Genomic DNA, 22,928 nt, shown 5'->3' with positions numbered 1-22,928 from the left:
GACGACTGCCCGCATGACCGGACCGTCGCCCTTCGCGCGCCGCCTGCGCCGGTACTACCTTTGGTATACGCTCAGTTTCATCGGCTTCGTCGGGGTGCTGGCGATCGGCGAGCAGATGGGCATGTCGCCGGGCGTGATCGGGCATGTCTTCCTGTTCGCGACCATCGCGATCTACGCCGGCATCGGCGTGATGAGCCGCACTGCCGACGTGTCCGAGTACTACGTCGCGGGGCGCCGCGTGCCTGCCATGTTCAACGGCATGGCGACAGCAGCCGACTGGATGAGCGCGGCCTCGTACATCGGCCTCGCCGGCACGCTGTACTTCTCCGGCTTCGAGGGGCTTGCCTTCGTCACCGGGTGGACGGGCGGCTTCGTGCTCGTTGCGCTCCTGCTCGCCCCCTACCTGCGCAAGTTCGGTCAATACACGATTCCGGACTTCCTCGGGGCGCGCTACCAGGGCAACGCCGCGCGCGTCGTGGGCCTGGTCGCCGCCGTCATCGCCAGCTTCGTCTATCTGGTTGCGCAGATCTACGGGGTCGGCCTGATCACCAGTCGCTTCGTCAGCGTCGAGTTCGAGATCGGACTCTTCGTCGGCCTCGCAGGCATCCTCGTGTGCTCCTTCCTCGGCGGCATGCGGGCTGTGACCTGGACTCAGGTCGCCCAGTACGTGATCCTGATCGTCGCGTACCTCGTGCCGGTCACGATCCTTTCCTACAAGGTCACCGGCATACCGGTCGCGCCGGCCATGTACGGCACGGTGCTCGGCAATCTCTCCGAGAAGGAAAGCGAGCTGCTCACCGACGACGCAGAGGTGGCGGTGCGCAAGCAGTTCAAGCAGCGTGCCAGTGATTACGTTGCCAAGATCGAGCATCTGCCCGATTCGCTCGACGCGGAGCGGCGCGAGCTCATCGAGCGCCTCAACGCATTGCGCCTGAACAACGCCCCGGCGCGCGACATCGCACACATGGAGCGTGCGCTGCGCGATCTCCCGCGCACGCCCGAGCAGGCTCGCCAACTCTGGGAGCGGGCGCGGGTCGACGCGATAGAGCGGTCGCGCCCCCCGCCGCGGCACGCCCAGGCCCACCCTGGCGATACGCCGGAGCGGCGCGAGGCCGCACGCAACAACTTCCTCGCTCTGGTCTTCGTGCTGATGGTCGGGACCGCCGCGTTGCCTCACGTGCTCATGCGCTACTACACCACGCCCGGCGTGGTCGAGGCGCGCAAATCGGTTTTCTGGGCGCTGTTCTTCATCTTCCTCCTGTACGTCACGGCGCCGGCCTACGCGGTGTTCGCGAAGTGGGAGGTGTACAACAACCTCATCGGCACCAGCATTGCGATGCTGCCGAACTGGCTCGTCTCATGGGGCAAGGTGGGCATGGTGAACATCGAGGACATCAACGGCGACGGTATCCTCCAGTTGGCCGAACTCAGCCTCAACACCGACGTGATCCTGCTCGCGACGCCCGAGATCGCCGGCTTGCCCTACGTCATCTCGGGTCTCGTCGCCGCGGGCGGCCTGGCTGCCGCACTGTCAACCGCCGACGGCCTCCTCCTTACCATCTCCAATGCGCTGTCGCACGACCTCTACTACAAGGTCATCAACCCGGGTGCCAGCACGCAGCGCCGGCTGGTCATCGCCAAGTCGCAATTGCTGGTGGTCGCCGTGGTGGCCGCGTGGGTCGCCTCCTTGCGCCCGGACAACATCCTGTTCATGGTCGGGCTGGCCTTTTCGATTGCCGCGGCGGCCTTCTTCCCCGCGCTCGTGCTGGGGATCTTCTGGAAGCGCGCGAACCGGCCCGGTGCCGTTGCAGGCATGCTCGCGGGGCCGGCCGTAACCATCTACTACTTCGTCCGCACACACGCCTTCTTCGGCGGCTCGATGGAGAACGCGTGGTTCGACATCAGCCCGATTTCGAGCGGCGTGTTCGGCGTGCCGCTGGGTTTCCTCACGATCGTCCTCGTCAGCCTGCTCACTCCGCCTCCGCCGGCAGAGGTGCGGGCGCTTGTCGATTACGTGCGCTACCCGCGCCTGCCGGCCGATGATCCAGGCATCTTCACGGAGTCGAAGTAAGACCCGCGCGCTGCGCCTGCCCGGGGGAGTAGGGGAGATTTGCGGCGGACGGGAAATGATGGCGAAAGTGGGGTTTCTTATCGCGGGCGTTCTGCTACAATGCGCGCCTTCCACGGAGAGATGGATGAGTGGTTTAAGTCGCACGCCTGGAAAGCGTGTTCAGGGTAATACCCTGACGCGGGTTCGAATCCCGCTCTCTCCGCCAGAACAAAAGAAAAAGCCCTTGATTATCAAGGGCTTTTTCTTTTCAGGCGTCATCCGGTATGCCACTCAGTGTGCCATGGCAGGCTGGCTTCGGTTGAACGTGGTTGGATGTTTATGGACAACTGCCGTGAGTCTTTGTTGGGTGGCGAGTCCATTGGCTTGACCATCTTCAAGGGCGGCTTCTGCGACCTCGTCGGCATGGTGCGCGCCGGCATTGCGGACCCTGACTTCGCCAACAAGGCACGCGACGGCCGTCTCGGCGAAATCCGTCGCTGCATCGGCTGCACACGCTGCATCGACGAAGCGTCCGAGCCCGCGTATATCCCGTATACGCCGACCTGTTCGATCAACCCGACGATCGGCAACGAGCTGCAGTGGGAGGCCGACTTCCGTGCCGCCGACAAGCCCGGCCATGTCGTCGTGGTGGGCGGCGGCGCGGCCGGCTGTGAAGCCGCGCGGATCGCCGCCTTGCGTGGCCACAAGGTCACGCTGCTGGAGCAGGGCAAGCGCCTCGGCGGGCAGCTGCTCCTCGCCGCCAAGGCGCCCGGGCGCGATTCCTTCGGGACCAGGTGTATTTCGAGGAGAACTCGCTCGCGCGCCTCGGTGTCGACGTCCGCCTCGAAACCGCCGCCGACCTCGGCGCGTTGAAGGCGCTGCAACCCGACGCGGTGATCGTCGCCACCGAAATCGCCCGCTACTCCATCGGCATGGTGCTGAAGCGCATGGAGCGCTGCGGCGTGAAGGCGCACCCAAACCTAATCCTCCGCCGCATCGCGCCGGACGCGCGCGAATTCGTCTCCAGTTGGGGCGACCAGACCTATCGCATGGAAGGCTTCGACAGCGTCGTGCTGATGTACGGTACGGTGCAGCAGCCGCAGCTCTACGATGCGCTGAAGTCGGACGGCAGGGTCCTGCAGGTCTTCATCGCCGGTGGCGCCTGGGTGCCGCGCCGGCTGGCGGAGGCGACCCGGCATGGGGCGGCGGTGGGAATGATGGCATGACGCGCGTTCCGGCGCGAATCACGGAATCGCGCCGAGCGTCTCCCACACCCGCCGGATGCCCGCGGCGAGCCGGTCCACGTCCTCGTGCGTGTTGTACAGCGCGAAGGATGCGCGTGCGGTGCCGGTGATGCCGAGGCGCTGCATCAGCGGCATCGCGCAGTGGTGGCCGGCGCGGATTGCGATCCCGCTATCGTCGAGCAGCGTGCCGATGTCGTGGGGATGGATGCCGTCGAGCGTGAAGGACAGGATGCTGGCCTTTTCCGCAGCGCGCCCGACGATGCGCAGTCCGGGAATGTCGGCCAGCCGTTGCGTCGCGTGGTGCAGCAGTTCGCGTTCGTGCGCCGCGATGTGTTCGAGCCCGATGGCGCTCACATAGTCGAGCGCCGCGCCCAGTCCGACGACGCCCGCGATGTGCGGGGTGCCGGCTTCGAGCCGGTAGGGCAGCTCGTTGTACTCGGTCGCGTCGAAGCTCACCGACCGGATCATGTCGCCGCCGCCATGGCACGGCGTCATCGCCTGCAGGTGCTCCGTCTTGCCGTACAGCACGCCGATGCCGGTCGGGCCGTAGAGCTTGTGCGCGGAGAACGCATAGAAGTCGCAGTCGAGCGCGCGCACGTCGACCGGCAGATGCGAAATCGCCTGCGCACCGTCGAGCAGCACCGGTACGCCGCGGGCGTGGGCGAGGTCGATGATGCGCCGGACCGGCGTGATCGTCCCGAGCGCATTCGACAGGTGTGTCACGGCCACGAGGCGGGTGCGACCGTTCAGCAGCGCCGCATACGCGTCGAGGTCGAATTCGCCGGCGTCATCCACGGGGACCACGCGCAGCACCGCGCCTGCGCGCCGGCACGCCATCTGCCACGGCACGATGTTGGAATGGTGTTCCAGCGCGCTGACGACGATTTCGTCGCCGGCGGCGAGGCGCGGCTCGGCGAAGCCTTGCGCGACGAGGTTGATCGCGTCCGTGGCGCCGCGCACGAAGATGATCTCGGCATCGGCGTGCGCATTGATGAATGACCTGACCTTGTGGCGCGCCGCCTCGTGGGCGTCGGTGGCGCGTTGGCTCAGCGCGTGCACGCCGCGGTGCACGTTGGCGTTGGCAGTGCGGTAGAAGTCTGCCTCGGCGTCGACGACCGCGTCGGGTTTTTGCGTGGTCGCGGCATTGTCGAGGTAGGTCAGGGGCTGGCCGTTCACGCGCGTGCGCAGGATGGGGAAATCGGCGCGGAACTGCGCGAGATCGCGGCGGGGGGCGGTTTCGTCGCGGTTCATCGTGACCGTCGTCATCGCCTGTCCCTCCCGCGTGTCATTGCAGTCATCGGCCCGCCGCAGCGGCGCCGCTCCGTTCGGCCGTGCTGCGGATGAACGCCAGCACCTCACCGAGGAAGGAATCGCCGTCCGGCATGGCCGGGAAGTCCAGCGTCTCGGCGCAGCGCCGGGCGGGAAACGGAATGCCGGCCACGTCGGTGTCGTCACCCTCGGCATCCATCACCGGGACCATCGGATCGTATTGGGAAGCCATGGCGTTTCTCCTCGTGTGAATCGACGCAGCGTCGATGCGGTGGTACGTGAGCCGACTATAGCCACGCGCCGCCGTCGGCGTCCCCCCCATGCGGTATGGGTGGCCTCGCGCCGTTCGCATTCGCCCCCGCGGCGAATTATCCGAACTCCGGGGATAGGCGCCGTACGCGCCGGATAGCCGTCACGGGTCCGCCGCCGTTTCAATACGCGGATGCGCGGTCCATCCGTGCCGTGCGATCCACCCTGCCTGCATCTCGCGAAGGAGTGACTTCATGAGCAGTCGAATATTGCCGGATTTTGACCTGTTGCTTCCTCGGAGCATCCCCGAGGCGGTCGAGTTGCTGTCGACGCACCGTGAGCGGATCACCGTGATGGCCGGAGGTACCGACGTCATGGTTGCGATGAAGTTCGCGCAGTCGCCCGCCAAGCTGCCGGAATTCGTGATGAGCCTGGAGAACGTTCCGGGTCTCGGCTACGTGCTGTTCGACCCCGAAAAGGGCCTGCGCATTGGCGCCAAGGCGACCGTCGCCGAGCTGCTCGCGGACCCGGATGTGAAACGGCATTACCGCGCCCTGTGGCATGCCGCGCAGACCTTCGCGACCGGGCAGGTGCGCAACACCGCCACGGTGCTGGGCAACCTGCTGCGCGCGTCGCCCGCCGGCGACTGCAGTTGCGCGATCTACGCGATCGGCGGCGTCGTCGTGCTGCACGGGGCGTCCGGCCGCCGCGAGGTCGATATCGATGACTTCTGGCTGTCGTACGGCGTCACCGCACGGCTGCCGGACGAGCTCGCCGTCGAACTGATCCTGCCGCCGCCCGCAGCCGGTTCCCGCTCCGCCTTCAAGCGCATGACCCGCACGAGCGAGGACCTGGCGAAGCTCAACGTCGCGGTGCGGCTCGAGATGGAGGGCAACACCTGTGTCGACGCCCGCCTCGCGATGGGCTGCGTCGCGCCCACGCCGCTGCGGCTGACCAAGACCGAGACGTTGCTCAAGGGCCATGAACTCACGCCGGAGGTGCTGCAACGCGTCGCCGCGTCGGTGCCGTGGGAGATCAGCCCGATCGACGACAAGCGCTCCACTGCCGAATACCGCAAGCAGGTGTCGGGCGTGTTGCTCAAGCGCGCGATCCAGGAAGCCTGCGGCGCCGCCTGAGCCCGCGGCCGAAGAAGACGAGGAGACCAGAATGAAGAACCGGGACATCACGCTCCATATCAATGGTGAGGAGTACAGGCTGAACGTCGCCGTGAATCGCACGTTGCTCGACGTGCTGCGCGACGAACTCGGCATGACGGAGACGAAATACGGCTGTGGCACCGGCGAATGCGGCGCCTGCACGGTAGTCGTCGAGGGCAAGGCGATCAATTCCTGCCTGACGCTCGCCGCGACGATGGACGGCAAGCGCATCGCGACGGTCGCGGGGCGGGCGGACTTCGGCCGGCTCGACCACATCCAGCAGGCCTTCGTCGACGAGGCTGCGATCCAGTGCGGCTACTGCACGCCGGGCATGGTCATGAAGACGGCGAGCCTGCTCGCGACGAACCCCGACCCGAGCGAGGCCGAGATCCGGCATGCGCTGGAGGGCAACATCTGCCGCTGCACCGGTTACGAGAAGATCGTCAAGGCGGTGAAAAAGGCGGCGCAGACGATGCCGGGCCGTGCCGTGGCGGTCGAGCCCTGCAAGGAGGTCGTGCAATGAGCGAGCAAGCGATCGTCGGCACCAACGCGCCGCGCGTGGACGTGCGCGACAAGGCGACCGGGCAGGCGCAGTACGCGGCGGACATCCAGCTGCCGGGCATGCTGTACGGCAAGGTGGTGCGCTGCTGGGAACATGCCCACGCGCGCGTGAAGCGGCTGGATCTCTCGGCGGCGGCGGCCTCGCCGGGCGTCGTGCGCGTGATCGGGCCGAAGGACGTCACGGCCAAGCGCTACAACTCGTCGGTGCTCGACCTGATGGTGTCCGAGTCGATGCACGACATGCTCGGCGACATCGACGACCAGCCGATATTTACCGAGCATGTGAAATTCCAGGGCGATGCGATCTGCGGGATCATCGCGCGCTCCGAAGAGGCGGCCGAACGCGCCGCGGCGAGAGTGATCGTCGAATACGAGCCGCTGCCGGTGTACCTGACCGCGGAGGCGTCGCGGGCGCCCGGGGCGGTGCAGTTCACGCCGGAGAAACCCGGCAACCTGGCGTTCCAGCTGCCCGAGGCGATGTTCCCGAACCACGCGCTGGGCGGCGGCGATGTCGAGGGCGCGATGCGGGACGCGGACATCGTGGTCGAGGACGCGTTCTACGTCCCCAAACAGAAGCAATGCCAGATGGAGCCGCACGCCTACGTCGCGAAGGTCGACAGCGGCGGGCGGCTCACGTGCTGGACCTCGTCTCAGATGCCCAAGCTCGTGCAGCGCAAGCTCGCGAAGCTCTTCGACCTGCCGATGAATCTCATGAAGATCGTCCCGACCGTGATCGGCGGCGGCTTCGGCACGCGCCTCGGCATGATCTCGGAGCCGCAGGTCTGCGCGATGGCGCTGGCGGTGCCCGGCCATCCGGTGAAGCTGCAGACGCTGCGCGAGGAGGACTGGGTGATCTCGCCGAGCCGCCACCCGGGCAAGTACTGGATGAGGATAGGCTTCAAGCGCGACGGCACGCCGCTCGCGTGTGACGCGCGCTTCGAGAACTACAAGGGGGCCTACTACCTCGACGCCTCCGGCACCGCCTTCACGGCCGGCGCCTGGCTCGGGGGCATGTACCGCTTCCCAGCGCTGCGCTACCGCGGCGAGTCCTACTTCACGAACCAGGGGCTGACCGGCGCGTACCGCGGCTATGGCAATCCGCAGACCAACTTCGTGCTCGAACAGCTCATCGATCGGGGATGCGCCGAGCTCGGCGCCGATCCGGTCGAATGGCGCAAGAAATGGCACAAGGGTGTCGGCGACGACGGCTGGTGCCCGGGCGTGACCTATCCGTCGTGCGCGCTGGACGAGTGCCTCGACCGCGGTGCGGCGGCGATCGGCTGGACCGAGAAGCGGCGCAAGTACGCGAAGCAGGAGGGGACGATCCGGCGCGGCGTGGGCGTCGCGGTGATGAACCACACCAGCGGCGCGATGCCGATGCTGCTGGAGCACACCGCCTGCACCGTGAAGCTCAACGAGGACGCGACCGCCGAGGTCCTGTTCGCCTGCTCGGACATGGGGCAGGGCTCGCACACGGCGCTGAAGCAGATCGCGGCCGAGACGCTGGGCTTTCCGTTCGAGCATGTGCAGCTCTCGGGCGGCACGTCGGACGTCGCCGGCTTCGACATCGGCGCGCATGCGAGCCGCACGATCTACGTGGGCGGCGCGGCGGTGAAGAAGGCCTGCGAGGAGGCGAAGCGCCAGCTCTTCGAGCGTGCGTCGCTGCAGCTGGGCGTTCCCGCCGACGAACTCGACATCCGTGACAAGCGGATCTTCGTCAAGGCGGACCCGGCGCGCGGCATTGAGGCTGAGACAATCACACGCGCCGGCGTGTATCACTTCGTCGACCCCATGACCGGCGAACCGGGCGGGGTGCCAGGGCAGATCCAGGGCTACGTGAGCTTCTTCGCCCCGCACAACTCGCCGCCCTTCGGGGCGTCGTTCGCGGAGGTCGAGGTCGACACCGAGACGGGCGAGGTGCGCGTGATCGAGCTCGTCAATGCGCACGACATCGGCCGCGCGATCAACCCGGCCGCGGTCGAGGGGCAGCTCGAAGGGGGGATCCAGCAGGGGCTCGGCTTCGTGCTGAGCGAGGAGATGGACTACGACGCCAAGGGACGGGTGCAGAACAACAGCTTCACCGACTACAAGATGTTCGGCCCCGAGGACATGCCGAAGATCACGACGATCCTCGTCGAGGACGCCGATCCGGTCGGCCCCTTCGGCGCGAAGAGCGTCGGCGAGTCGGGTCTGGTGAGTCCGATCGGCGCGGTGGCGAACGCCATCTTCCACGCCATCGGGATCCAGTTTACCGAGGCGCCGATCACGCCGGAGAAGGTGTTGAAGGGCATCCTGGAGAAGGGCGTCAGGGATTACGCGAGCATCCGCCGCCGCTGAAGGCCTGCGTTCCGCCGGTGCACGGCCGCCTTCGGGCGGCCGTTTCGTTTCCATGACCCTTGACGCGCCGCAGCCCCCGATGCGCGCGCGAAACGATCCGTAGTCCGCGGATAAGCGCCGCAGTCCCCGGATAGCGGCCCCATCCCCTAAATCCTTACCTTTCCGATGTCGCGCGACGTCGGGAGGTGACCCCGATCTCAGAGCCGGAAGCGGAATCGGCCGAGTCGCAGATGCGCCGGCGCGCGGGTGTCGTGCGCGTCGGGACATCCAACCCCAGCCCAAGAGTTCGCCGCCCCCGTGCAGGGGGTGTCATTGCTGATCGCAAGGGGACTTCATGACTGGGATTGACCGCATCCGTACCTGGCTTCTGCCGTTCGCGCTCGCGCCGTCCGCACTGCTCGGCTGCAGCGCGTCGGCCAACCTCGCGGAGCTTGCCGAGACGCAGTCCGCACCGGTGTTGCGCTCCGACCAGTTCCAGGCCGCCGTCGCGAATCCGGGCGTGCTCGTCGCGGTCGGCGCGAACGGCGTCGTCGTGTCGTCGGCCGACGGCGGCAAGAGCTGGCGGCGCCAGGTCGTCGATGCCGGCGCATCGCTGATCGGCGTCGCGGTGTGCCCGGATGGTGGCTTCGTCGCCCTCGATTTCGGCCGCCGCGTGTGGATCGGCGACGCCGCGGCGACCACCTGGACGGCGCGCCCGATCACGAGCGAGGCGACGCCGCTCGCGGTCGCCTGCGACCCCACGGGGCAGCTGTGGGTCGTCGGCAGCGAGAGTTCGATCCTGTCGAGTGCGGACCGCGGCGCGACGTGGCGCGATGCGTCGCTCGGCGAGGACCAGATGTTCACGACGGTGCAGTTCGTCGATGCGCAGAACGGCGTCATTACCGGCGAGTTCGGCAGCTTCCTGACGACGCAGGACGGCGGCGCGAGCTGGCAGGCGGGCACGCCGATCCCGAACGACTTCTACCCGTATGGCGCGCTCTTCACCGATGCGCAGACCGGCTGGGTCAGCGGGCTCGCGGGCACGATCCTGCACACCAACGACGGCGGCGCGAGCTGGCAGAAGCAGCCGAATCCGACCGGCGCACCGATGTACGGTCTCGCCCGCCACGACGACCGCGTGTACGCGCTCGGCGCGAACGGGCTGGTGCTCGCGCTGGCCGACGGGCAGTGGCGCCCGGTGGAGGGCCGGCCCGCGCCCTACCTGCGCAGCGGCTTCTCGCTCGCGGGGCGCGGGCTGCTCGTCGCCGGCGGCGCCGGCACGCTCGACATCGTTTCCCTGACCCCTGCGACCGCGAAGTAAGGAGAGGCCGTGCGACACCAATTCACCCACGCGCTGCACGAACTCGAACTGAAGGTCTTCGCCTTCCCGCGCCTCGTGCTCGCGGTGATCCTCGCGGTCACGGCGTACTTCGCGCTGCAGATCCCGGCGCTGAAGATGCACACCGAGTTCGCCGACCTGCTCCCGCAGGGCCACGCCTTCATCCGCCTGCACAACGAGATCCGCGACACCTTCGGCGGGGCGAACCAGATCGTCGTCGCGGTCGAGGTCGAGGACGGCACGATCTTCACCAACGACACGCTGGCGCGCATCCACCGCGTCACGCAGGCCGTGGACAGCCTGTCGGGCGTGAATCACAACCTCGTCTCCAGCCTGACGCATAGAACGTCGCGCAAGATCTGGCTGACCGAGGACGGCGAGATGCGCTCGCAGCCGTATTACGACCCGCAGCGCCCGGCGCTGTCGGCCGACGAGCTCGAGGCGCTCGGCAAGGAGGTCCGCGCCAACCCGCGCATCTACGGCCTGCTCGTGTCGCCCGACGCCAAGGCGGCGCTCGTGAAGGCGCAGATGAACGAAGCGGGCGAGATCGACTACGAGAAGATCTTCGGCGAGCTGCAGGCGGTGCGCGCGAAGGAGCAGGCTGCCGGCACGCAGATCCACGCCACCGGCCAGCCGGTGCTGATCGGCTGGGTCTACACCTACCTGCCGCAGATCCTGCAGATCTTCCTTTACACGATGCTGCTGATGGTGGCCCTGCTGGTCGCGTATTTCCGCCGCTTCTACGGCGTCGCGCTGCCCCTCGTCGGCATCGCGCTGTCGTCGATCTGGGGACTCGGTTTCGTGTCGAAGATGGGCTGGAACCTCGATCCGCTGTCGCTCGTGATCCCCTTCCTGATCGCCGCGCGCGCGATGTCGCACAGCATCCAGCTCGTCGAGCGCTACTACGCCGAGCTGGCGACGTGCCGCGACGGCCGCGTGGCGGCCCGCGCGGCGTTCGAGGACCTGTTCCGGCCGGGCTCGCTCGCGATCACCGTCGATGCGATCGGCATCGCCGTGCTAGCGCTCGGCGCGGCGCCGATCAACACCAAGCTCGGCTACTACGCCGGTTTCTGGGCGTTCTCGGTGTTCTTCACGGTGCTTCTGGTCGTGCCCTTGCTGTTGTGGCTGCTGCCCGCGCCGCGCAATACCGAGAACCGGCGCGGCTGGGCGCATGCGGCGGTCGAGCGGGTGTTCGGCGCGGTGGCCGGGCGTCGCGCGGCCGCTTCTGTGCTGGCGGTCGCCGCGGTGCTGCTCGTCGTCGGCGGCGGCCTCGCCGCGCGCGTCAAGATCGGCGAGGCCGAGGCCGGTTCGCCGCTGCTGTACCCGGACCACGACTACAACGTGTCGTCCCGCGCGATCAACGCGCGCTTCCCGGGCTCCGAGGAGCTCTACATCGTTGCCCGAACGGAAGAGAAGGGCGGCCTGAAGCGGCCCGAGGTGCTGCGCGCGATCGAGCAGTTCCAGCATTACATGCTGCTCGATCCGGCGCTCGGTGGCACGAAGGCGCTGCCGGGTCTCGTGCGCGCGGTCAATGGCCTGATCCACAACACCGACCCGCGCTGGAACCAGATCCCCGAGTCGGCCTCGGCGGTCGGCGGGCTGCTCTTCGCCTACATGGCGGCGAGCCCCATTCCCGGCGCGCTCGCCGAGTTCCTCGACGCCGACGAGCGCGATGCCAACCTCGTCTTCTACTACAAGGACAAGCAGGCCGACACGATCCGGCGCGCGGTGCACGTGGCCGAGCAGGGCATCGCCAAGGTCGGCGCGGTCGAGGGTTTCGAGCTCCGCCTTGGCGGCGGCGCGATCGGCGTCAATGCCGCGATCAACGACGCGGTCGACGACGACAACCGCCTCATCGTGCCGCTCGTGCTCGTGCTGGCCTTCGTCTTCGTGACCTTGTCCTACGGCTCGCTCCATGCCGGTTGGCTGATGGTGCTGCCCATGCTGTTCGCCACGGTCATGACCTACGCCTACATGGGCGCCATGGGCATCGGCATCAACGTCAATACGGTGCCCGTCATCGCGGTCGGCATCGGCGTCGGCATCGACTACGCGATCTACATCATGAACCGCATCCGCGAGGAGATGGCCGTCTGTAACGACCTCGGGCGGGCGGTGCGCACCGCGGCGGGCACGACGGGCTTCGCGGTGGTGTTCACGGCGGTAACGCTGATCGCGGGCGTGATCATGTGGGTCCTCCTGTCCGATCTGCGCTTCCAGGCGGATTCCGCGCTGCTGCTGACGCTGATGCTGGTGCTCAACGCGCTTGCCGCGATGCTGCTGATGCCGGCATGGGTCGTGATGTTCAAGCCCGTCTTCATCACGAAGGCGCGGCTCGACGAAGACGGTGTGCTGCAAGTCGCGTGAGCGCAGCGGCCGACAACAACGAGGGGAGGACGAAGGTGAGGAAATCCGCAAAGAAGGATAGCCGCAACGCACCGCTTGCGGCGGGCATGCTGACGCTGGCCGTCGGCGTCGCGCACACGGGGGGCGCCGCAGCGGGCGACATGCCGAACGAGGAGGCGCGCGTCGACGTGGTCTACGAGAACGCGACCTTCGCGCGCCGCGACGTCGGGCTGTCGAAGTTCCGCAACACGCTGAAGATCGACATCGACCGACAGCTCGGCCGGCGCGGGGCGTTCGACGACGTGGGTGTGAATCTGAAGCTGCGCGGCACGTTCGACGGTGTCTATCGCCTCAACGAGGACACCTATGGCAACAAGGCTGGCGGCGCGGTACGGCTCGAGAACACCGTGGGCATTCCGGGGTCCAGTGTCGCGCACGGCGAGGGCCTCGGCAGTCCGACGAATCCGCTCACCGCGGGACTCGCGGGCCTGCCCGGCGGCGGCGCCTTTGGCTTCAACTCGACCGATCCCTCGGCGCCGCGCTACAACCCCAACGAGGGGATGGTCGTGCTCGGCGAACACCTGCACCGCACCGACGGAGGAGTCGCCTTCGCGGTGCCGGTGCGCCCGTGCGACAAGGACTCGCGCGGCTGCATCAAGGACTATCTCGATGCGACGCGCCAGGAACTGGAGTCGCCCGAGTTCAACGATCGCTGGGACTTCATCCGCGAGGCCTACGTCACCGGCTCCGTGCCCTTCGACGACGGTTCCAGCCTGTTCATGAAGGTCGGCAAGCAGCAGGTGGTGTGGGGGCGCACGGATCTCTTCCGCGTGCTCGACGTCATCAACCCCGTCGACTACTCGCGCAACAACATCTACGACGAGCTCCAGGACATCCGCATCCCGATGTGGATCATGCAGGCGGAGTACCGCGCGGGGGCCACCGAGACCTTCGACGACCTGAACTTCGCCGTGGTGTGGAACTTCGACAAGTTCCGGCCGCACAACATCGGCCAGTGCGGCAGCCCGAACGTGATCCTCGACGCGGGCTGCTTCATGCGCGGCATGAAGAACCTGTGGGACAACGGCGGCACCGTCGCGAACTTCGCGAACCTCGGTCTGCCGGGGCTCGCGGCGACCGACTTCGGCCCGAACCAGATCGGCATCCGCAAGGCGCATCTGCCGAGCTGGTCGCTGGCGAACACGCAGCTGGGCGTGAAGCTCGAAGGCCAGAAGAGCGGCGTCGGCTTTTCGCTCAACGCGCTGACCTACCGCTCGCAGCTGCCTTCGCTGCGCGGCGGCATCCCGGCGCGCAATCCCTTCGACCCCGTCGGCGCCGTCGACACGCAGCCGCAACCGCATCCCTATCCCTACCTGATCGCGTTCGACCTGCATTTCCCGCGTGTGAACCTGATCGGCGGCTCGATGGACCTGCAGGTGGATGCGATCAAGTCGGTGTTCCGGCTCGAGGCCGCACTGACCGAGGGCGAGGAGTTCCCGAACGGCCTGCGCAAGCGCCTGTTCTCGGAATCGCGCGTGTTCCGCTACGTGGTCGGCTGGGATCGGCCGACCTTCATCCCCTTCCTCAACAAGAGCCGCGCCTTCCTGATCTCGGCGCAGCTGTTCGGCCAGCACCTGCTCGATCACGAGCTGGAGGACCGGCCCTTCGGCAAGGTCGGTATGCCCGACTGGAAGGACAACAACATCTTCACGCTGCTCCTGAAGGGCTTCTACCTGAACGACCGCCTGAGCCCGCAGGTCATCATGGCCCACGACTTCCGGGGCGAGGCGACCACGATCGCGCCGTCGATCGACTGGCTCGTCAGCGACAACCTGAAGCTCACGATCGGCGCCAACGTCAAGGTCGGCCGCGGCGCGCGCAAGTTCGACGACTGCCGCACCTGCAACCCCTTCCATCCCTTCTCCGCCTCGCCGGGGCAGGGGCCGAACGACGGTTCGCTGGGCCTGGGCGGGTTCGAGCCGCTCGGCCGCTTCCGTGCCGGCCCGATCGGCATGGCGCAGGAGGAAGACGAGTTGCAGTTCGTGATGCAGTACAAATTCTGATCCGGAGGAGGACGACAATGACGATGAGGACAATGACATCGATGCTGCTGGCGGCCGGCGCGATCGGCACGGCGCAGGCCGCGACCGAGGCCGACGTCGACAAGAGCTTCGGCCCGTACAAGGCCGGCGTGCCCGCAGTGGCGGGCGTCAAGCCCGGCATGGTCATCGACAAGGGCAACGTCGAGGCGGCCAAGGCGGCGCTGATCCCGAGCATGGCGCAGTTCATCAAGAGCGGGCAGACCACTCTCGCGGTGGGCGAAACCTACTCGTTCGGCATCAGCAAGAACTACATCGACGCGACACGCAAGAACCTCAACAAGGTATCGCTGGGGAGCAACGTCGGCGATCTGGTCGGTTTCGTCGCCGGCCGACCGTTCCCGCAGGAGCCCGACGCGAAGGACCCGCGCGCCGGCGAGAAGGTGTTCTGGAACTTCCAGCACAACAACCGCATCGGCGACAGCTACACGATCTGGCCGTGGTACATGGAATACAAGAACATGGCGAGCGGCAAGGTCGAGCGCACGCTGAAGCAGGAGTACCACATCATCCAGTGGAAGCACCGCGTCGACCAGGAGCCGCGCCCGGAGGTCGAGCCGAACCCGTCGCAGCTGCTGCGCTCGGGCTACCTTAAGGTGCACGAGCCGCAGGACCTTAAGGACACGCAACTCCTGATCAGCCGCTTCTCGGACGACGCGAAGCTCGACGAGGTGTATCTGTACCTCGGCTTCCAGCGCCGCGTGCGCCGCCTCGCGTCGAACCAGGTCACCGACCCCTTCCTCGGCTCGGACCTGATGGTCGAGGACTTCGAAGGCTACAACGGCCGCATGCGCGACATGAAGTGGGAATACAAGGGCACGCGCGACCTGCTGGTGCCGTTCTACGCCCACAACAAGCAGAAGCTCGCCGAGGAGCCGAAGGAGGCGGACGGCTTCAAGTTCATCGACTTCGGCGGCGAAGGGGCGTGCTTCCCGAACGTGACGTGGCAGCTGCGCAAGACCTACGTGATCGAGTCGGTGCCGGTCAATCCCGACCACGTCATCAGCAAGCGCGTGCATTACGTCGATGCCGAGACCTATGCGCTGAGCCTGAACGAGATCTACGACCGCAAGGGCGAGCTGTGGAAGACCTTCATCATCGCCTACACCGATTCGGAGAGCCACATGCCGAAGAACGCCGGGCGCGGCGTGGCGATCAACGACGGCTTCAGCATCATCGACGTGCAGGCGAAGCACTGCTCGACCGGCAAGTTCAAGGTGCATCTGGACCAGGAGATGAGCCCGACGAAGCTCTTCTCGGTGCAATACATGCGCGGCAGCTGAGGCCGCGGCACGAGACCGAAAGGGGGCGCCGGGGGCGCCCTTTTTTCTTTGCAACGCCCCCGCCCGCAGCCCGCGCAAACATCTCGACAGTCCGGGGATAGGCGTCGTAATCGCGGGATAGTTCGGCGGGCGGGCGTGCCGTAACTTCAATGCTCGAAGCAGGCGCGCAATTCCACCGAGGAGCGGTAATGGAGACTCTCACGCAGCCCGTGCAGAACTCGATGAAACCGGGCAAGTGGCTCAATTCGAGCTGCAAGATGTGCATTCACTCCTGCATCACGCGGGTCCACGTCACCGAAGACGGCGTCGTGAACAAGATCGAGGGCAACCCGACGAGCCCGAGCAACAACGGACGCCTGTGCCCGAAGGGTAACGCGGCGATCCTGCGTCACTACGATCCGGCGCGCTTCCGCACGCCGCTGCGGCGCACGAACCCGGAGAAGGGGCCCGGCGTCGATCCGAAGTGGGTGCCGATCGGCTGGGACGAGGCGCTGGATCTCGTCGGCCGCGAGCTGAAGAAGACGCTGGACGAGGACCCGCGCAAGCTGCTGCCGGCGATCAACGACTTCCAGAAGCTCTTCCTGTGGGCCTGGCCCGCGGCGCTCGGCAACGCGAACTACCTGTCGTCGGTCGGCAACTTCTGCGGCGGCGGCTACCACCCGATGAATGGGTTCATCCATTCCGCCTTCGCCGCGGCGAACGACGTCAATTACTGCAACTACTGGATCAACAACGGCGGTGGCGACGGCTTCTCCTCGCACCTGCATACCGCCGCCCAGGCGAACCACGTCGCGAAGGCGCGCGTCGAGCGCAACATGCGGGTCGTCGTCGTCGAGCCGCGCCTGTCGATCGGCGCCGCGAAGGCGAACGAGTGGGTGCCGATCCGCCCGGCGACCGATCGGCAGTTCGCGCTGGGCCTCGCCCACGTGCTGGTCGCCGAGAAGCTCTACGACGTGAAATTCCTGAAGAAGGACACCAACGCTCCCTACCTCGTCGGGGCGGACGGGTACTTCGTGCGTAACGGCGAAGGCAAGATCTACGTGTGGGATGCGGTCGACAACTGCGCGCGGCTGTGGGACGACCCCGAGATCAAGGACTTCGCGCTCGAAGGCACTTACACCGTCGAAGGCAAGCCCTGCCGGCCGGCGTTCCAGAAATTCAAGGACATCCTCGCCGACTGCTCGCCCGAGCAGATGGAGGCGCTGACGACCGTGCCGGCGGCGACGACGCGGCGCATCGCGCGCGAGTTCGCGAAGGCTGCGCAGATCGGCTCCTATATCGAGATCGACGGCCGCATGCTGCCGCTGCGCCCCGCCGCGTACAACTACTATCGCGGCGCGCAGGGCCACAAGTACAGCGCGATGGCGAACCAGGCGTTCAAGCTGGTGAACTTCCTCGTCGGCGCGATCGACACGCCGGGAGGACACGTCGGGGTCACGCTGGATGACCAGATGCAGGACATCCGCGGCGGCTGCGGGCAGATCCAGGCCGGCGAGAACGGCATGATGCAGACGATGCCGCACCAGCTCCATCCCGAGGTGCCGTTCTCGTGGCCGCCGAACGAGACGCACCTGATGGGCTTCTTCCCGATCGGCGTCGATCCGGGGCACCTGACGCAGCACACGCTCGCGAACGCCGAGAAGTTCGGCCTCGACTACCGGCCCGACACGCTGCTGATGTGCCACTCGAACCCGCTGTGGAACCTGCCCGGCGACCGCGAGCAGTGGTACGCGCTGCTGCGCGAGATGCGCTTCATCGTTGCGATCGACATCCTGCCTAACGAATCGAACGAGTGGGCCGACGTGATCCTGCCGTCGCACGATCTGCTCGAGTCATGGAACATGACGATGATCGAGCCGCCGCACCACGAGGGCATGTGCCTGCGCCAGCCGGCGACGCCGCCGCTGTATGACACGAAGAGCGAGGAGGAGATCTTCTACGAGATCTCCGAGCGGCTCGGCCTGCTCGAGACCTGGAACGGCATCCTCAACTTCGTCAATGGCTTCCACCAGAAGCCGGAGCTGCTGCTCGAACCGAACCGCAAGTACAGCGACCGCGAGATCGCCGAGCGAAAGGGCAAGCTGTGGAACGGCAAGGATCTCGACTGGTACGTCGAGCACGGCCACGCGGTGACGCCGCGCCGCCCCGACAAGTGGTACCGGCCGTGGGACGGGCTGCGGTTGCATTTCTACATCGAGGACATCGTGCGCGCGCGCGACACGCTGCGCCAGAAGATGGAGGTGGCCGACGTGCCGTTCCGCCACGAGTGGGAGTGGGGCGACTACCAGCCGCTGCCGACGGCGGTGCCCGATCCGGTGCACCTGGAGCCGGCCGACTTCGACCTGTATGCGATCACCTTCAAGGACATCCAGATCAACTTCGGCGAGAGCATCGGCAATCCGTGGATCAACGACATCGTGTTCAAGGACCCGGTGCATACGGCGGTGCTGCTGAACCCGAAGACGGCGCGCGAACGAAAGCTGGACGAGGGCGACATCGTGCGCATCGAGTCGCCGTACGGCGCGATCGTTGCGAGGCTCGCGCTGTCCGAGGGCGTCCATCCCGATGCGGTGTGCGTGTCGAACGCGCTGTCGCGCGTGGCGACGCAGAACACCGGCGTGCGCCACGGCGGCGGCAACTTCAACCAGCTGCTGCCGGCGAACCTGCGGCACACCGACGCGTGCAGCGGGCAGCCGGAGACGGTCGCGAAAGTGAAGCTGACGAAGCTCGCTTCGGTGCCCGCGGAGGTCGCCGCTGGCAACTCGGTGTTCACCAAAGGGAGGGCGCACTGATGGCCACGTGGGGGATGGTTTTCGATCTGCGCCGCTGCATCGGATGCAATGCGTGCGCGGTCGCGTGCAAGCAGGAGAACAGCCTGCCCGACGGCGTGTTCTTCACCAAGACGCTGTCGGAGGAGGTCGGCGAGTATCCCGACGTCACGCGCAGTTACGTGCCGACGATCTGCAACCACTGCGAGGACGCACCGTGCGAGCGCGCGTGCCCGACGGGCGCGACCTACACGCGTCCCGACGGCATCGTCATGGTCGATCGCGACAAGTGTATCGGCTGCGGCACCTGCATCGTCGCGTGCCCGTACGACCAGCGCACGCGCCTCGAGCCGGAGATGCTCGACAAGGGGCTTTTCGGCGACGGGCGGCTGACGCCTTTCGAGGAGCAGGGCATCGGGCGCTTCACCGTGGGCACCGTCGTCAAATGCACGTTCTGCCATGAGCGCGTCGATGCCGGCCAGTTGCCCGCGTGCGTCGCGACCTGTCCGACCGAGGCGCGCATCTTCGGCGACCTCGACGACCCGACGAGCCGCCCGCGGCAGCTGATCCTGGAGCGCCGCGGGCGCCAGCCGCTGCCCGAGAAGAACACCAACCCGCGCGTCTTTTACATCGACTGAAGGGGATGCACATGATTGCGAGCAACCGGATCGCGGACGGCAGTTTCCGCGTCGGCGTCGGCCTGCAGAAGGCGTGGGGCGTGCAGATGGCCACGGCCTTCTTCTTCGGGGAAGCCGGCGCGGGCCTGTACTTCGTCGCACAGTTCTTCGACTTCGTGCTCGGCATGACGGCCGGGCTCCTCATGGTGCTGTTCGGCAAGGCCGGCGGGCACGTGCTGCACCTCGGGCAGCCCTTGCGCGGCTGGCGGGCGCTGACGAAGGTGCGCACCTCGTGGGTGAGCCGCGGGCTCGCGGCGATCGTGCTGTTCATCGTCGCTGGCGGGCTGCACATCATCGACGTTCGCGCCGGGCTGCTTCCCGCCGGCGTGTCGCAGCTCGTCGCCGCGCTTGCGCTAGCGGCGTGCTTCGTCATCATGATCTACCAGGGCTTCGCGATGTCGCATTCGTCGGCGATCACGCTGTGGAGCAGCGGCTTGATGCCCGTCGCGAGCCTGACCTATGCGCTGCTGAACGGCGTTCTGCTGACGCTGGTGTTCGGTTTCGGCGAGCCCTTCCTCGCGGATCGGCCCGACATCGTGAGGCTGCTGCAGGTGCTCGCGGTCGCGCTAATGCTCTACGGGCTGGTCACGGTGCTGAGCCTGCTGCACGGCGCGCGCCATGCCTCCGAAGGGGGGCGGCAGTCGGTCGCGCTGCTGCTGCAGGGCGGCTTCGCGCGCTGGTTCGTGCCGCTCGTGATCGGCGCGGGCTTCGTCGTCTCGGCGCTGATGATGCTGGCCGCGCCGCCGGACTTTGCGTGGATGCTCGCGGTCGCGGGCCTCGAACTCACCGGCTACTACGCCTTCCGCGTGCTGGTGTTCAAGGCCGGGGGCTACGATCCTGCGCTGAGCCTCGCGTACCGGTTCCGGCACTGAGCCGCGGCAACGGAGACGGCCGATGCATACGAGCATTGCCCGGATGTGGCGCGCGAGCGGCAGCCGCGCGGTGTCCGCGCTGCGCCTGACCGCCGGGGACGCGCGCGGCGAGGCGACCTGCCGCGTCATCGACGAGGACGCGCTGACGATCGACGTCGAAGGCGTCGGACGCTACACGCTGATGTGGACGCCGGCCGACGGCGACGACGACGGCGCCGCGGGCTTCGTCGCCGGGGAGGGGGTGCTGGGTGACGCGCTGGTGTCCGAGAGGGTGCCCGAGCGGCTGGCGCTCGCGGCGGGCTTCGCATATTCGGAAGGGATCATCGGCGGTCTCGCCGATATCGCGACGATGGCGGTCTGTCCCGACCGGCGCAAGGTCGTGCGAATACGGCTCCACGCGCCCGAGCGCGTCGCGGTCAAGCGGCGCGACGTGGTGGTCGCGAGCTCCTGCGGCGTGTGCGGCGGCCGCGAGGCGATCGAGGATGGCTTCGACGACTTCGCGCCGGTCGCGGCGCGGCTGCGCCTCGCGGCATCGGAGCTGACCGCCCTGATGGCGGCGATGCAGCGCCGGCAGCGCCTATTCCGCACCACCGGCGGCGCGCACGCCGCCGCGGTGTTCTCGCCGCAGGGCGGCATCCTTGCCGTCGCCGAGGACCTCGGCCGCCACAACGCCCTCGACAAGGTGGTCGGGGAATGCCTGCTGCGCGAGGTGCCGCTCGCCGGCTGCGGCGTGGTGCTGTCCTCGCGCCTGAGCTACGAGATGGTCGCGAAGGCCGCGCGTGCGGGCTTCGAGCTCGTGGCCGCCGTGTCCGCGCCGACCTCGCTCGCGATCGAACTCGCCGAACGCGCCGGCATCACCCTGTGCGGCTTCGTCCGCGGCGCTTCCGCGACCGTCTACACCCATCCGCAACGCATCCGCGACGGCGCCGGCGGGCACGAGTCCGCCCGCGCAACGGGCGCCGCGGTAGTGCCCTTCACGCTTGACGACTGAGGAGAGAAGCATGACCGCCAATGGCAACGTACTGACGCAGCTCGCCGCGGAGCTCGCCCGCGGCGCGATCAGGGTCGTCGACCTGACGCAGCCGCTCGGCCCCGATACGCCGGTGCTGGGACTGCCCCCGCCGTTCGCGAACTCGCCCGGCGTGAGCTTCGAGACGATTTCGCAGTACGACGACAAGGGCCCCGCGTGGTACTGGCGCACGATCCGCATGGGCGAGCACACCGGCACGCATTTCGACGCGCCGGTGCACTGGGTCAGCGGCAAGGACCGCGCCGACAACACGCTGGACACGATCCCCGCCGAGCGCTTCGTCGGCCCCGCCTGCGTCATCGACATCAGCCGCGAGGCGGCCGCGAACCCGGACTACCTGCTGACGCGCGACACGGTGCTCGCGTGGGAGGCGAAGCACGGGCGCATCCCGCCGAAGTCATGGGTGCTGCTGCGCAGCGACTGGTCGAAGCGCGTCGGCGTCGCCGAATTCCTGAATTGCCGCGAGGACGGGCCGCATTCGCCGGGCTTCGACCGCGGCGCGACCGAGTTGCTCGCATTGGAGCGCGACGTGCTGGGCGTCGGCGTCGAGACGGTGGGCACCGACGCGGGCCAGGCGCACAGCTTCGATCCGCCGTTCTGGACGCATCACATCATGCAGGGCAACGGCAAGTTCGGGCTCGCGAGCCTCGCGAACCTCGACCGCCTGCCGCCGACCGGGGCCGTCGTCGTCGCCTCGCCGCTCAAGCTCGTCGGCGGCTCCGGCAGCCCGCTGCGCGTGCTCGCGCTCGTACCGGCCTGACGGAGGTCGCATGTTCGAGGTGCGATTGCACGGACGCGGCGGCCAGGGGACGGTGCTCGCCGCCGGAATTCTCGCGAAAGCGCTGGTCGCCGAGGGCAAGCACGTCGTCGCGGTGCCGCAGTTCGGTTTCGAGCGCAGGGGCGCGCCGGTCGCGGCCTACCTGCGCGCGTCGGAGACGCCGATGCGGGCGATGACGAACATCTACGCGCCGGACTGCGTCGTGTGCATCGACTCGTCGCTGCCGCGCGTCGTCGACATCTTCGCCGGCTTGCGCGCCGGGGGCACGCTGGTGCAGGCGAGCCGCCTCGCGCCGCAGGACATCGCGGTGCCGGCATCGGTCGGGATGGTCGCCGCGTGCGATGCGGTGGGCATCGCGCGCGAGGTCTTCGGACGGCCGATCACCAATACCGTGATGCTCGGCGCGTTCGCCCGCGCGACCGGCCTCGTGTCGCTCGAGGCGCTCGAACGCGCGCTGGAGCAGACGAGCTTCCGCGACGGCGGCCTGGTGCAGAACCGGCGGGCGCTGGCGCTGGGTTACGAGCGCACCGTCGTCCAATCCATCTCCCGGCGGGAGGCGGCATGAAGAAGCAGGCGGTGCCGCTTTTCGACGCGAGCGCGATCCCGAAGACCCTGTGCCCGATCGCGACCGAGTACAGCCGCATGCTGCCGGGCGACTGGCGTTCGCTGCGCCCGGTCGTCGACCGCCGCAAGTGCGTGAAATGCGCGGTGTGCTGGCTGTACTGCCCAGTGCAGTGCGTCGTCGAGCGCGCCGGCTGGTTCGACATGATCCTCGCCACCTGCAAGGGCTGCGGCATCTGCGCGCGCGAATGCCCGCACGGGGCGATTGCGATGGTCGCGGAAGAGGAATGAGTCGAGTGTTGACGTAGGGCGGGAGAAGCGAAGCGCAT

19 protein-coding genes and 1 tRNA gene are annotated in these 22,928 nt (G+C 67.7%); 18 read left to right on the top strand and 2 right to left on the bottom strand.

Translation table 11 applies throughout. The annotated features are described in order from the left end of the window. Positions 1 to 13: 13 nt before the first annotated feature. From U5817_RS15420 to U5817_RS15405, 4 genes are all read left to right on the top strand, one after another. Positions 14 to 2,071 carry a sodium:solute symporter family protein gene (locus U5817_RS15420; protein ID WP_169125776.1) on the top strand — a complete coding sequence of 686 codons (2,058 nt, stop codon included), beginning with the start codon at positions 14 to 16 and terminating at the stop codon, positions 2,069 to 2,071. 114 nt (positions 2,072 to 2,185) lie between these two features. Further along, positions 2,186 to 2,276 (top strand) — tRNA-Ser (locus U5817_RS15415). A 107-nt stretch (positions 2,277 to 2,383) separates the two neighbouring features. After that, positions 2,384 to 2,923 carry an FAD-dependent oxidoreductase gene (locus tag U5817_RS15410; RefSeq protein ID WP_407277933.1) on the top strand — a complete coding sequence of 180 codons (540 nt, stop codon included), beginning with the start codon at positions 2,384 to 2,386 and terminating at the stop codon, positions 2,921 to 2,923. Continuing rightward, on the top strand, positions 2,920 to 3,276 hold the full coding sequence (locus U5817_RS15405; RefSeq protein ID WP_407277932.1) for a hypothetical protein: 357 nt from the start codon (positions 2,920 to 2,922) through the stop codon (positions 3,274 to 3,276). The genes U5817_RS15410 and U5817_RS15405 overlap by 4 nt, the downstream gene beginning before the upstream one ends. A gap of 18 nt (positions 3,277 to 3,294) precedes the next feature. Here the strand turns inward: U5817_RS15405 and U5817_RS15400 are convergent, their stop codons facing one another. Beyond that, positions 3,295 to 4,560, bottom strand: coding sequence for a SufS family cysteine desulfurase (locus U5817_RS15400; protein ID WP_407277931.1), 1,266 nt, complete (start codon positions 4,558 to 4,560; stop codon positions 3,295 to 3,297). A 28-nt stretch (positions 4,561 to 4,588) separates the two neighbouring features. Continuing rightward, positions 4,589 to 4,795 (bottom strand): hypothetical protein, encoded by a 207-nt coding sequence (locus tag U5817_RS15395; protein WP_169129864.1) that lies wholly within the window; start codon positions 4,793 to 4,795, stop codon positions 4,589 to 4,591. A 271-nt stretch (positions 4,796 to 5,066) separates the two neighbouring features. On the opposite strand from U5817_RS15395, the gene U5817_RS15390 reads away from it, so the two are divergent. From U5817_RS15390 to padF, 14 genes are all read left to right on the top strand, one after another. Next, positions 5,067 to 5,948, top strand: coding sequence for an FAD binding domain-containing protein (locus U5817_RS15390; protein ID WP_407277930.1), 882 nt, complete (start codon positions 5,067 to 5,069; stop codon positions 5,946 to 5,948). Between the two features lie 31 nt (positions 5,949 to 5,979). Beyond that, entirely contained in the window at positions 5,980 to 6,492 is a 513-nt protein-coding gene (locus U5817_RS15385) for a (2Fe-2S)-binding protein (protein ID WP_169129862.1), read from the top strand. After that, complete coding sequence (locus tag U5817_RS15380; RefSeq protein ID WP_407277929.1) at positions 6,489 to 8,867, top strand: xanthine dehydrogenase family protein molybdopterin-binding subunit; 2,379 nt, start codon at positions 6,489 to 6,491, stop codon at positions 8,865 to 8,867. Before U5817_RS15385 ends, U5817_RS15380 begins: the two co-directional genes overlap by 4 nt. A 334-nt stretch (positions 8,868 to 9,201) precedes the next feature. Then, entirely contained in the window at positions 9,202 to 10,167 is a 966-nt protein-coding gene (locus U5817_RS15375) for a YCF48-related protein (RefSeq protein ID WP_407277928.1), read from the top strand. A 9-nt stretch (positions 10,168 to 10,176) separates the two neighbouring features. After that, complete coding sequence (locus tag U5817_RS15370; protein ID WP_407277927.1) at positions 10,177 to 12,552, top strand: efflux RND transporter permease subunit; 2,376 nt, start codon at positions 10,177 to 10,179, stop codon at positions 12,550 to 12,552. 35 nt (positions 12,553 to 12,587) lie between these two features. Further along, positions 12,588 to 14,594, top strand: coding sequence for a DUF1302 family protein (locus U5817_RS15365; RefSeq protein WP_407277926.1), 2,007 nt, complete (start codon positions 12,588 to 12,590; stop codon positions 14,592 to 14,594). A 17-nt stretch (positions 14,595 to 14,611) separates the two neighbouring features. Next, positions 14,612 to 15,913: a DUF1329 domain-containing protein gene (locus tag U5817_RS15360; protein ID WP_407277925.1), complete on the top strand. Its 1,302-nt coding sequence runs from the start codon at positions 14,612 to 14,614 to the stop codon at positions 15,911 to 15,913. Positions 15,914 to 16,101: 188 nt separating this feature from the next. After that, a complete protein-coding gene (locus tag U5817_RS15355; protein ID WP_407277924.1) occupies positions 16,102 to 18,705 on the top strand; it encodes a molybdopterin-dependent oxidoreductase in 2,604 nt (867 codons plus the stop codon). Next, a complete protein-coding gene (locus tag U5817_RS15350) occupies positions 18,705 to 19,319 on the top strand; it encodes a 4Fe-4S dicluster domain-containing protein (protein ID WP_407277923.1) in 615 nt (204 codons plus the stop codon). Before U5817_RS15355 ends, U5817_RS15350 begins: the two co-directional genes overlap by 1 nt. 11 nt (positions 19,320 to 19,330) lie before the next feature. Beyond that, a complete protein-coding gene (locus U5817_RS15345; protein WP_407277922.1) occupies positions 19,331 to 20,230 on the top strand; it encodes a DmsC/YnfH family molybdoenzyme membrane anchor subunit in 900 nt (299 codons plus the stop codon). A gap of 22 nt (positions 20,231 to 20,252) precedes the next feature. Further along, the gene (fdhD, locus tag U5817_RS15340; protein ID WP_407277921.1) at positions 20,253 to 21,221 is read left to right on the top strand and encodes a formate dehydrogenase accessory sulfurtransferase FdhD; all 969 of its coding nucleotides are present in this window, start codon (positions 20,253 to 20,255) and stop codon (positions 21,219 to 21,221) included. 10 nt (positions 21,222 to 21,231) lie between these two features. Next, positions 21,232 to 22,020: a cyclase family protein gene (locus U5817_RS15335; RefSeq protein WP_407277920.1), complete on the top strand. Its 789-nt coding sequence runs from the start codon at positions 21,232 to 21,234 to the stop codon at positions 22,018 to 22,020. Between the two features lie 10 nt (positions 22,021 to 22,030). After that, a complete protein-coding gene (padE, locus tag U5817_RS15330; protein WP_407277919.1) occupies positions 22,031 to 22,603 on the top strand; it encodes an NADH-dependent phenylglyoxylate dehydrogenase subunit gamma in 573 nt (190 codons plus the stop codon). Beyond that, positions 22,600 to 22,890, top strand: coding sequence for an NADH-dependent phenylglyoxylate dehydrogenase subunit delta (gene padF / locus U5817_RS15325; RefSeq protein WP_407277918.1), 291 nt, complete (start codon positions 22,600 to 22,602; stop codon positions 22,888 to 22,890). Before padE ends, padF begins: the two co-directional genes overlap by 4 nt. Positions 22,891 to 22,928 lie beyond the last annotated feature (38 nt).

Origin of the sequence: Aromatoleum evansii, assembly GCF_045689615.1 — a bacterium.
In the GTDB taxonomy this organism is placed as follows: domain Bacteria; phylum Pseudomonadota; class Gammaproteobacteria; order Burkholderiales; family Rhodocyclaceae; genus Aromatoleum; species Aromatoleum evansii.
This window is presented reverse-complemented; position numbering and strand designations above follow the sequence as displayed.

What these genes read in the sequence shown, in the direction of transcription:
- U5817_RS15410 (WP_407277933.1), top strand. Translation starts at nt 2,384, where the DNA reads ATGTTTATGGACAACTGCCGTGAGTCTTTGTTGGGTGGCGAGTCCATT.
- U5817_RS15360 (WP_407277925.1), top strand. Translation starts at nt 14,612, where the DNA reads ATGACGATGAGGACAATGACATCGATGCTGCTGGCGGCCGGCGCGATC.
- U5817_RS15380 (WP_407277929.1), top strand. Translation starts at nt 6,489, where the DNA reads ATGAGCGAGCAAGCGATCGTCGGCACCAACGCGCCGCGCGTGGACGTG.
- padF (WP_407277918.1), top strand. Translation starts at nt 22,600, where the DNA reads ATGAAGAAGCAGGCGGTGCCGCTTTTCGACGCGAGCGCGATCCCGAAG.
- U5817_RS15420 (WP_169125776.1), top strand. Translation starts at nt 14, where the DNA reads ATGACCGGACCGTCGCCCTTCGCGCGCCGCCTGCGCCGGTACTACCTT.
- U5817_RS15385 (WP_169129862.1), top strand. Translation starts at nt 5,980, where the DNA reads ATGAAGAACCGGGACATCACGCTCCATATCAATGGTGAGGAGTACAGG.
- U5817_RS15345 (WP_407277922.1), top strand. Translation starts at nt 19,331, where the DNA reads ATGATTGCGAGCAACCGGATCGCGGACGGCAGTTTCCGCGTCGGCGTC.
- U5817_RS15395 (WP_169129864.1), bottom strand. Translation starts at nt 4,795, where the DNA reads ATGGCTTCCCAATACGATCCGATGGTCCCGGTGATGGATGCCGAGGGT.
- U5817_RS15355 (WP_407277924.1), top strand. Translation starts at nt 16,102, where the DNA reads ATGGAGACTCTCACGCAGCCCGTGCAGAACTCGATGAAACCGGGCAAG.
- U5817_RS15400 (WP_407277931.1), bottom strand. Translation starts at nt 4,560, where the DNA reads ATGACGACGGTCACGATGAACCGCGACGAAACCGCCCCCCGCCGCGAT.
- U5817_RS15335 (WP_407277920.1), top strand. Translation starts at nt 21,232, where the DNA reads ATGACCGCCAATGGCAACGTACTGACGCAGCTCGCCGCGGAGCTCGCC.
- U5817_RS15375 (WP_407277928.1), top strand. Translation starts at nt 9,202, where the DNA reads ATGACTGGGATTGACCGCATCCGTACCTGGCTTCTGCCGTTCGCGCTC.
- padE (WP_407277919.1), top strand. Translation starts at nt 22,031, where the DNA reads ATGTTCGAGGTGCGATTGCACGGACGCGGCGGCCAGGGGACGGTGCTC.
- U5817_RS15390 (WP_407277930.1), top strand. Translation starts at nt 5,067, where the DNA reads ATGAGCAGTCGAATATTGCCGGATTTTGACCTGTTGCTTCCTCGGAGC.
- U5817_RS15350 (WP_407277923.1), top strand. Translation starts at nt 18,705, where the DNA reads ATGGCCACGTGGGGGATGGTTTTCGATCTGCGCCGCTGCATCGGATGC.
- fdhD (WP_407277921.1), top strand. Translation starts at nt 20,253, where the DNA reads ATGCATACGAGCATTGCCCGGATGTGGCGCGCGAGCGGCAGCCGCGCG.